Origin of the sequence: Actinophytocola sp., assembly GCF_045807065.1 — a bacterium.
Lineage (GTDB): Bacteria > Actinomycetota > Actinomycetes > Mycobacteriales > Pseudonocardiaceae > Actinophytocola.
The window spans coordinates 1-9000 of sequence record NZ_JBJMIE010000365.1; the positions used below are offsets into that span (position 1 = coordinate 1).

Annotated in this window: 10 protein-coding genes; 7 read left to right on the forward strand and 3 right to left on the reverse strand. The window is 68.0% G+C overall.

Features of this window, described 5'->3' with window-relative positions; all coding sequences use genetic code 11:
• Positions 1 to 114: 114 nt before the first annotated feature.
• Positions 115 to 2352, forward strand: a complete 2238-nt coding sequence (locus tag ACJ73U_RS21195) for a tyrosine-type recombinase/integrase (protein WP_407779407.1) — start codon at positions 115 to 117, stop codon at positions 2350 to 2352.
• A gap of 11 nt (positions 2353 to 2363) precedes the next feature.
• Here the strand turns inward: ACJ73U_RS21195 and ACJ73U_RS21200 are convergent, their stop codons facing one another.
• Positions 2364 to 2582, reverse strand: coding sequence for a hypothetical protein (locus ACJ73U_RS21200; RefSeq protein ID WP_407779408.1), 219 nt, complete (start codon positions 2580 to 2582; stop codon positions 2364 to 2366).
• Positions 2583 to 2633: 51 nt separating this feature from the next.
• On the reverse strand, positions 2634 to 3452 hold the full coding sequence (locus tag ACJ73U_RS21205) for a hypothetical protein (protein WP_407779409.1): 819 nt from the start codon (positions 3450 to 3452) through the stop codon (positions 2634 to 2636).
• A gap of 303 nt (positions 3453 to 3755) precedes the next feature.
• On the opposite strand from ACJ73U_RS21205, the gene ACJ73U_RS21210 reads away from it, so the two are divergent.
• On the forward strand, positions 3756 to 4283 hold the full coding sequence (locus ACJ73U_RS21210; protein ID WP_407779410.1) for a hypothetical protein: 528 nt from the start codon (positions 3756 to 3758) through the stop codon (positions 4281 to 4283).
• Between the two features lie 108 nt (positions 4284 to 4391).
• On the opposite strand, the gene ACJ73U_RS21215 is transcribed toward ACJ73U_RS21210, so the two are convergent.
• The gene (locus ACJ73U_RS21215; protein WP_407779411.1) at positions 4392 to 4637 is read right to left on the reverse strand and encodes a helix-turn-helix domain-containing protein; all 246 of its coding nucleotides are present in this window, start codon (positions 4635 to 4637) and stop codon (positions 4392 to 4394) included.
• A gap of 348 nt (positions 4638 to 4985) precedes the next feature.
• Here ACJ73U_RS21215 and ACJ73U_RS21220 point away from each other — a divergent pair, with 348 nt between their 5' ends.
• The 5 genes from ACJ73U_RS21220 to ACJ73U_RS21240 all read left to right on the forward strand — a co-directional run bounded on the left by ACJ73U_RS21220 (position 4986) and on the right by ACJ73U_RS21240 (position 8769).
• Positions 4986 to 5366, forward strand: coding sequence for a hypothetical protein (locus tag ACJ73U_RS21220; protein WP_407779412.1), 381 nt, complete (start codon positions 4986 to 4988; stop codon positions 5364 to 5366).
• Positions 5367 to 6134: 768 nt separating this feature from the next.
• Positions 6135 to 6353 (forward strand): hypothetical protein, encoded by a 219-nt coding sequence (locus ACJ73U_RS21225; RefSeq protein ID WP_407779413.1) that lies wholly within the window; start codon positions 6135 to 6137, stop codon positions 6351 to 6353.
• Between the two features lie 14 nt (positions 6354 to 6367).
• Positions 6368 to 6700, forward strand: a complete 333-nt coding sequence (locus ACJ73U_RS21230) for a hypothetical protein (RefSeq protein ID WP_407779414.1) — start codon at positions 6368 to 6370, stop codon at positions 6698 to 6700.
• 483 nt (positions 6701 to 7183) lie between these two features.
• On the forward strand, positions 7184 to 7429 hold the full coding sequence (locus ACJ73U_RS21235) for a hypothetical protein (RefSeq protein WP_407779415.1): 246 nt from the start codon (positions 7184 to 7186) through the stop codon (positions 7427 to 7429).
• Positions 7426 to 8769, forward strand: a complete 1344-nt coding sequence (locus ACJ73U_RS21240; RefSeq protein ID WP_407779416.1) for a hypothetical protein — start codon at positions 7426 to 7428, stop codon at positions 8767 to 8769. Before ACJ73U_RS21235 ends, ACJ73U_RS21240 begins: the two co-directional genes overlap by 4 nt.
• The last annotated feature ends 231 nt before the right edge of the window (positions 8770 to 9000 follow it).

Here is a 9000-nt window from a genome sequence, read left to right on the forward strand (position 1 = left end):
CACGCTGAAGTACATCCACCTGTCCGGTCGGGAGTTGGCCGCCAAGCTGCACAAGGCCACCCGCTCGCTGCAGGCCGACCGCGAGCGACGCCTCGCCGCGCTGGTGGAGGCCTGGTGAACGAGCCGACCAACGAGCTGACCGCGGTTGAGCGTGAGGCGCTTGCCAAGACCTACGACCAGCCCTGTCTCCGGTCCAGCGCAGTACGTCGCCGTGCCCTGCACCGGCTGCTGGAGCCGATCGACGCGGTGACCAACCACTGGCATGCGGTCAACGTCGCACGGGCGCGCAACAGCGTGCTGAGCCGGGTGCACACCGAGCAGCAGCCGTACTGGTGCTGGGATGAGGCGACCTGGATCAACGTCGTCGAGGACGCTGCCGCGTCCACCGACAGCGGCCGCCGCGGGCCGGTCGTCGCCATCGCGAACCTGCTCGGCGGGCACCGCACGCTGCACCATCACGTGCAGGTCCACGAGCCGTCGGTGGCCGGGCTGGTGTTCGGACGCGAGGTCGTCCAAGCAGCGATCAGTGAGGTCGTCGACACCCTTCGGTCGTGGGATGCCTCCCGACACACCGTCGTCAACCAGATTCCGTCAGCGCTGAGCGACTTGCTGTTAGTCGCCGGCACATCTCGGCTGGAGGAAGTCACCGAGCTGCAAGTACGCGCGCTGGCCGAGCGCTACTCGAAAGGCGCCCGGCGCAGCGGGCTGATCAAGGTCTCCCGAGTGCTCGCGCACAGAGGCATCATCGCCCACCCGCTGCACAACACCGATCCGCAACGCGGCCCGCGCCCCGACACCCTGGCCACGGTCCCGGCGAGCTGGCTGGCGTGGGCCCAGCGATGGCGAGCGCTGTCCACCCTCGAGCCAGGCACGCTCCGACAGATGTTCTCGGTGATCCTCATCGCCGGGCGATGGGCCGCCGAGAAACACCCCGAGGCACTCAAGCCACACCTGTGGACCCGCGACATCGCCGCCGAGTACGTCGCCGACACCCTGCACGCGGTCCACGGGCAGTGGGCCGGGCACAACCGCAACAAGAGCAAGTTCGGCCAGCCACTCGCGGCAGTGGGCAAGGTGCAACGCATCGACAGCCTGCGCGGATTCTTCTGCGACCTGATCGACTGGGAGTGGATCAAGCCGAGGTTCGACCCGCGCAAGGTACTGGCCGGGCCGCTGTCGGTGCGCGCCCAGATCGGCCCGAACCCGCGGATCATCGACGAGGTCTCCTGGGCCAAGCTCATGGCCGCCGGGCTCACCCTCAACAGCGAGGACCTCAACGAGTACGGCCCGCCAGTCGCCAAGACCAACAACAAGGCCAACGAAGCCGCCACCGACGGCCGGCGGCTCTACTACCCGATCGAGATGGTCCGCGCCCTGGTCGGCGTGTGGCTGTTCGCCGGGTGCCGCATCGACGAGATCCGCCGACTCGACATCGACTGCATCGAGCGGGACGAGGGCCGTGACGAGCAGACCGGCGAGACCTTCCCGATCTGCCTGCTGCGAGTACCACAGAACAAGACGTCCCGGCCGTTCACCAAGCCGGTCGACCCCATCGTCGGACAGCTCATCGACGCCTGGCGCCACGTCCGACCGCCCCAACCCCAGATCGTGGACCCCAAGACCGGGCAGCGCCGCGAGTTCCTGTTCTGCATGCGCGGTGCACAAATCGGCAAGGCCTACCTCAACGACACCGTGCTGCCCGCACTCTGCCGCAGGGCCGGCATCCCCGAAACAGACTCCCGCGGCGCGCTGACCAGCCACCGCGCCCGGTCCACCATCGCCACCCAACTACTCAACGCACCCGAGCCATTGTCCATCGCGGACCTGAAGGAATGGTTGGGGCACAAGCACTTCTCCAGCACCCGACACTACGCGGCCATCCTGCAACGCCGACTCACCGCCGCCTACCGCAAAGCCGACTACTTCGCCCGCAACGTGCGCACCATCCAAGTGCTCATCGACCGCGAGTCGATCCTGTCCGGCGCGGCAACCGGTGGAGAGCAGCCGTGGAAGTACTACGACCTCGGCGATGGCTACTGCACCTACGACTTCTTCGCCACATGCCCACACCGGCTGGCCTGCGCCCGTTGCCCCTTCTACCTGCCCAAACAGTCCAGCGCCGGGCAACTGCTGGCCGTCAAAGACGGCGTCGAACAAACGCTGGAACGCCTCACCCTCACCGACGACGAACGTGCCGCCCTCGAAGGCGACCGCGACGCGCTCACCGAACTGGCCAAGCGCCTCGCCGACATCCCCACCCCCGCTGGCCCGACCCCCGAGCAGCTCGGCACCGACCGCTCGTTCGTCTCACTGACCGCAGTCCACGAGAGCATCACTGGAGAACGGCCATGAACACCCAGGCGCTAGTCGGATTCGTGGGAAAACAGACCCTCGCCGTCGTTGCCGCCGAGCAGGAAGACGAACCTGTTGAGGTCGGCGCGCAACTGGTCGACATCGTAGGCACGGCTTCCCACGAAACCGTTCAACGACTCGCCAAGCCGGTTGTGGTCAGCGGCGAGCCAGTCATGCAGGAACTGAAGCAGTTCGGTCAGCTCGACAGCATCGCCGGTATCCAGGTTCACAGTGGGCATGCTAGGTGCCGTCCTCGGTCAACTGGCCGCGGCGTGGCGCCGTCAGGATTCGGCCGGCAGTGCGAGCGCGGCGTCGATGGTGGTGTCCAGGAAGGCGAGGGTGTCGCGGCGGCGGGCCAGCGGGTTGCGGTATGTCCGGCGTCCTTCGGTGCCGTCGGTGCGCAGGCTCAGGCTTTCGGCGATGATGCGCTGCCAGCGCGGGTCGAACTCGTTCTGGGCGTATCGGCCGGCACCGCATTTGGAGGTCATCGTTCCGGTGGCGAGCAGGTGGTGCAGCCGGCTCACGCCGAGAACCGCCCACACTGGGAACCATGGGCTGAGTCCGATGGCGAGGGACAGGGCGCTCCGCTGCTGCTTCTGCTGCCACCACGGCCGCCAGTAAGTGCGGAGGTTGTCGACGGTGAACGCGCGCAAGGCATTCTGGTCGGCCCACAGGTCCACCTCGACCGGCTGTGGCCCGCGCACTGTGATCCCGTGTCCGGCCAGCTCGCAGAACATCACCGGGTTGAGGCCGGACCGTCCGGCCGGGGTGAACCGGCTCTCCTGCGCGCAGGGAACGTCGGGGCAGCCGTCCGGCCCTGCGGCAAGGTCGGTCCAGGTGAGCACCGCACCATCAAAGTGCGGCCGGGGGAAGCGAGCCACGGTGCGGGCATGCGCCTCGGCCAACGCCGCCATCTCCCGCGACTCACGCTCTACGCGGCTGTCGGTCACCGCGACGAAGTCGATGTCGCTGGCCGTGCTCAGCCGACCGCGACCGGCACCACGCGGATGGAAGTCGCCCAAGGCCACCGATCCAACCAGGTAGAAGCCGGTGACCAAGCCCGGCGCCAACTCGTCCACGGCAGTCAGGAACAGCTCCACACTCCGACCGACCTCGACCGGAAGATCGTCGCTAAGCATGCCAGGCAACCTACCGACAGCACCCACACCAACAGCGAGCACCCTCAATCCGGCAGGTCAAGACACCCTGGCCGACACTCCCGCTCAACTGGCCAGCTCGGATGCTCGGCCGCAGATCGTTACCGGATATTCGCAATAACTTGCCCGTTCCAAGCGTCCTCCGCCAAGGCGCAGGCAGCGCTCGCGGAGCGGTGGCGCACCGAACCGGCCGCCGGCGCGCAAGCGCTGTACCTCGAGCAGCGGGCGCGTTCGCTGAACTCGCGGATGAAGTTGTTCGGTCGGGTCGCGGCGACCGAGGTGGTCCGCAAGCATCGCCTCACCGAGGTCGCCGCCCGCGTGGAGGACCAGTTCGCCGCCGCCGAGCAGTGGACGGTGGTCGAGATCCGCCGCGTCTACCGGGCCGCCTCCGTCAAGGAGCCGACCACCGGCAAGAGCATCCGCGGCCGCAACGGCCGCACGGTCAAGAACCCGCACGAGCGCGGCGACACCTGGCGCTCCATCCGCCCCTGCTACACCGCCCACACCCGCGAGCAGGCGCTCGCGATCCTCACCCACATCGCCGCGGCCTACGACACCGCGGTGTGGACCGGGTCCGACCGTGTACCCCGCGCCGAGGTCCGCATCATGCCCGACCAGGTGCTCCAGTGGCCGATCACCACCCACGAGTTCGCTCTGGTCGCCGGCCCGGTCAACACCAAGCAGCGCGCGGCGTTCGAGGCCGAATGGGCCGACGCTGGCCGGCAGGAGTACGCCCGCGGCGGCGGCATCACCCCACTGCCCCTGGCCGTGTAGACCGTGCCGGACAGCCGAGCACGCCCGGACACGGCCGCAGGCACAGGATGCGCCGCTCGACACGTTCTCCCGACCGAGCTAGCTGTTGCGCCCTGCAGGCCCGGCAGCTCAGCCAGCCTGCCCGTTGAACAGCTCGACAACCGGGACGCCGAGCGCGTCGGCGATCAGGAACACCTTGTCGATCGTGATGCTGTGCTTCGCCGCTTCGACCTCGGCATAGAACGACCGATCGATCCCCGCCGCGGCCGCGACCGCGGTCTGGCTGAGGCCAGCCTGTTCGCGCAGAAGGCGCAGTCGACGTCCGAACGCCGCTCGACGTTCGGGCACTACGCGATCAGAGGACGTTCCCGACACGTCTGCACCGTACGACACCACCCCTCTGTAGGAGATATCCAACACTCGTCTGTAGGATATTTCCTACAGACGAGCCGAGATCGACGGAGGATCTCTCATGGCACACACCGAAGACCGTTCCCAGTACTGTCCCGGTCACTACGACGATGACTTCACGCTGCTGTCGGGCGTGGGCATCGGCGAACCGACGTTTTGTGATGGCACCTGTTCAGGTGGCGAGGAGGCGTATGCCGAGGCTCATCCGCAGCTCGTGACCATCCAGCCGACGAGGTCTACGTCACCACCCAGCTGGACCCCGACTATCCGGACGTGTTCCCCGCCCACCTGGTCCACGGGCCAGACGGTGGCATGACGCCGTACTTCAGCCGCGACGTTGTCGCCGCGATGTGCGTATGGATACGCGACTGGTACGAACGCACCCTGCCCTACGTGGACGAAGGCGAACTCGAACTGATCCGCTGGGCGGCCAACGCCCGCGACGTGGTCGAGCTCTACGACGCGTTCACCGAGCAGTGCACCGAGCTGATCGCCCCGGTCGCGGCGGGTCCTCTCCAGGGGCGCTACCCCATCGGCGCCGGCCGCTGGCCTTGGACCACTGTCGAGCAACTCCCCAGTCACGACGTGCCCGAGACACTCCCTGAGCCGCCGTCGGCCACGGGCGATGACGGTGGCGGACCTGACTGCGACCGGGATGCGACCCCGGAGACGAACGGGCCGCACGAGGACTGATTCCACCCTTGTCCCCCGCTGGCCAGGTGCCCTCGCAGACGCCTGGCCAGCGGATATTGCACGCATCGTTCGGCGGTCACGCGCCCGCCGAGGCGGCGCGTTGCGTCGCCCGGCATGCGCTGTGGGTTGGCGTGTCGGCCGACACCGTGCTCGACGAAGCATGACCATGGCGAAGCACGACCGTGGCGAGGACCGCGTCGCGGTCACCGGACAGGCTGGCCGGCGACGCGCACCAGAGGACGACCCGGGCGCATGCGGCCTGGCCTCACCGCTGTCCGGGGACTACGTGGCGGCCGACTTGAGCACGCGGTACCGCAGATGTGTCGCCGCGCGGGAATGGACGACTTCGGTCACCTGCAGTTCGTGTCATCGCCTCGATTAGTCGCGTCCCGTCACCCAACAACAGCGGCACCAGGTGGATGAGGATCTCATCGACCAGGCCCGCCTCGACGAACGAACTGCCGCACGAGAATCGCCCCACCCAGCACCTCGACGTCACTGCCCCCGGCGGCCGCCTGAGCGCGTGTGAGCGCCTCGTCGAGACCGTCGGTGACGAAACGGACCTGCGCTGTTCGGGTGTAAATTTATGCGTGGTGGCCGGAATGACAACCCGGCGCCATTTCTCCCGAAACAATCCCGTGAGGAGCAATCATGCGCTTTGACGTTGTCGGCGAATTGACCGCCCAGATGACACCTGCTGGCGGGGTGGTCCTTGCTCACACGCGCCGGACGCGCCGGCCTCAGAGGTGGACCGGAGTCTCCCGCACGGTGCGGGTCCAGGCCACGTTCGAGGGTGGTTCCGCCGAGCTGGACGTGGTCCGTGGCGTGGTGAGCATGCGCGGGACCTCCGACGGCTACGGCGACTCGTTCACCACGTTCGTCGGCGCCGGCCGCTACCTGGGTGCGCAGAGCACTCTGCGGAGGTGGCGCGTCGAGGCCGGCAAGTGGGTCGAGTCGCAGCGTCAGCTTGCCCGGATCGCCGGGTAGGAGGAGACACCATCATGGACATCCCCACCGAGGTGACTGACGTCATCCGGGCGGCGGCCGCCTTCGAGGACACGGCGCAACGCGTCGGCACCGCAGAACTGGCCGAGGCCGCGAGCAGGTTGGACACGATCCACCTGGCATACCTCGTCGACCGTCTCGACGACACGCGTGCCAGCATCGCCGAGATTCTGTCCGCCATGCTCGACGAGGGCCTGACCGAGCTGAACGATGCGGCGCCCACCCTGAGCGAGGCCCATGGCGACCTGGAGAGCGCCGGCGAGGGCTTGTACGAGGTCGTCAACGAACTGGATCCCGAATCGGCCCGTCGAGATCTCGTCATCCCCTAACCGATCCGAGGCCGCAGCCCTGCGACCAAGAAGCCGAACACCCCGCTCGCCCACCTCGGCGCGGCGGGGTGTTCGCGTCCGCACGGCCGCACCGACACGCCGGCCGGGCCCGCACGTCAGGCTGCCGCGTCAGGCCAGAGACGACCGCCGACGGGCCGCGGTGCACTGTGTCGACTCAGAGCTACACATCGCGAATTCGCCTCCGATGACCGACCCCAGGCTCATAAACGCTCGAAAATTTTGAGTGGCGCGGACGCGAGGTCGAACGAGATACAGCGCTCCTCGCGAACCGGTGATAGACGCGTCGACGCCTCTCCGCCCGCGCGGTAATGGCAATCGGACCAGGTGATCGCGCCTCGTCTCACACGGATTTCCTAATACCCCATGGGGGTATTATTGGTGTGTCGGATTCCGGTGACTGCCCCCGGGCCTAACCGACACCTATCCCACCCCGTCCATGACAGCGAGGAACAGGAGTCTGCCGTGAAAACCGACGAAATGATCAGCATGGTTTACGAGATGGAGGACGGCTCGCCTGCGTATGACGAACAGTCAGCGGACCGTGTGCACATCTGGAATGGCGAGGTCTGCGTCGTGACTCTCACCCGGTTCGAGGGAGGGTGGATCGACGTCGAGCCGGCCGAGGTCAAGGCGGAAACGCTGCAGTGGCATGACGTCGAGGCCTGGATCGAGCACAACTCCGTGGACAGCGAGGCGAAGGCGCGATGACCACCGCCATCGAGATCGCCCAGCGCGCTGTCAAGGTCGCCGGGACGCTGTCAGTGTCGATGGACGCCGAGATGCGCGAGGCCACGGAACGCGACGGCGCCCTGCGCATTCCGGGACGGCACCGGATGCCGACGGAGGGGGCGCTCGCCCGTCGAGGTCTGATCGAACCCGGCACCACGGTCGTGACCGACTTCGGCCACCTGGTCCGTGCTGTGCTGGTGAAAGGTGCCGACGAAGTGCTCACGCGGGCCGCGCAGAAGGACAAGACCACGGCCGCTGCCGAGGAGGCCAACGCCCGAGAAGCGGAGGCCGGGAGGGCAGCGGACGACCGGCTACGCGCCATCGTTCGGCGCTGCGGGGCTCGCGCTCGCCGCGGCACCGGGTACGGCGTCTGCGACCGGCCGCTCGACGTGAACGACACGTGCGACCGTCCGTCGGATCACGTCGAGCCAATGCGCCAACAGCCCCAGCAACAGCACCAGGACGCCGACCAGCGGCCGAACGCCATCGAGACCGCCTGCACGGCAGTCGCGGCGTACAAGAAGTTGTCGCCGACGATGCAGGAGGCTGTACGAGGCGCGGCCCGCCGCACCCCGAACGGGGCACTGCTCGTCGGCTGGTCCGGCTTCGTGGCGTGGCGAACCAAGCGCGCGTTGGCGCGGCGCGACATCATGCGCCTGAGCGACAACGAGCTGACCGACTTCGGCCGGGTCGTGCACGCTGTCGCCGTCACCGGCGAGGCCGAGGTACTCGCGCGGGCCGGCCGACAGCAGGCCGCCTCCTTGATCGCAGGGAGCCACGAACCTGTCATCAGCGGAGCCGTCGCGCTCGCGACTGAAGACGACCCGGCCACCGTCGCGTTCCGGTCCGCGCTGCTCGACGAACTGCACACGCGCGCCCTCACGGAGAACGCGGGGCGGACGGCCGCCCAGGACCCCGAGCCGGTGCAGGCGTGCGCCACGGACGGCCACGAGGACCGGCCGGCCGTCGCCGTTCACGTGTACAGCCACACCGGACTGGGCGAGCACGTCGGCGCCTACCTGTGCCGCGAGTGCGTCACGTGCAGCGGCGACTGTGATGCGCTTGGCGACGTCGTTGAGGTCCCGTCCTGGATGCCGTGGTGTCGGCGCCATGCCGACGCGTGGGGGCCGGGGAGGTTGACGGGTCCGGACATCGTGCTCCTGGACTCCGACCGACACCGCGCGCTGATCACCGAGCACGTGGAGCGCAAGGCCGGCGTGGGGCGTCTCGCCGCGCTCGACTGGCTACCGCGCAGCGCCGCGAGCTATCGCGCCGTGCTCATGGACCTGCGAATCCACGGCGAGCACAGCGAGACCTGAGCCCGTTCCTGCTGTTGGTTCGGTGCAAGTGCCAGCACCGAGCCAACAGCAGTGGAGGTCTCCTTGCGTCGCATCCACTCGACCCTCTTGCCCTTTCGGCGAGTCCGCCATCTGGCTGTGTGAACACTTCAGACCATACTCCTGGGGGGTATTCTTGAGGTTTCGCAAACCGGTGATGACACCCGGGTGATCGCGGCAAGCCACCACAACCCCTGACAGCCGGGAGGACCC

Coding starts and splice junctions, on each gene's coding strand:
- ACJ73U_RS21230 (WP_407779414.1), top strand. CDS start 6,368: ATGGACATCCCCACCGAGGTGACTGACGTCATCCGGGCGGCGGCCGCC.
- ACJ73U_RS21220 (WP_407779412.1), top strand. CDS start 4,986: ATGACGCCGTACTTCAGCCGCGACGTTGTCGCCGCGATGTGCGTATGG.
- ACJ73U_RS21210 (WP_407779410.1), top strand. CDS start 3,756: ATGAAGTTGTTCGGTCGGGTCGCGGCGACCGAGGTGGTCCGCAAGCAT.
- ACJ73U_RS21240 (WP_407779416.1), top strand. CDS start 7,426: ATGACCACCGCCATCGAGATCGCCCAGCGCGCTGTCAAGGTCGCCGGG.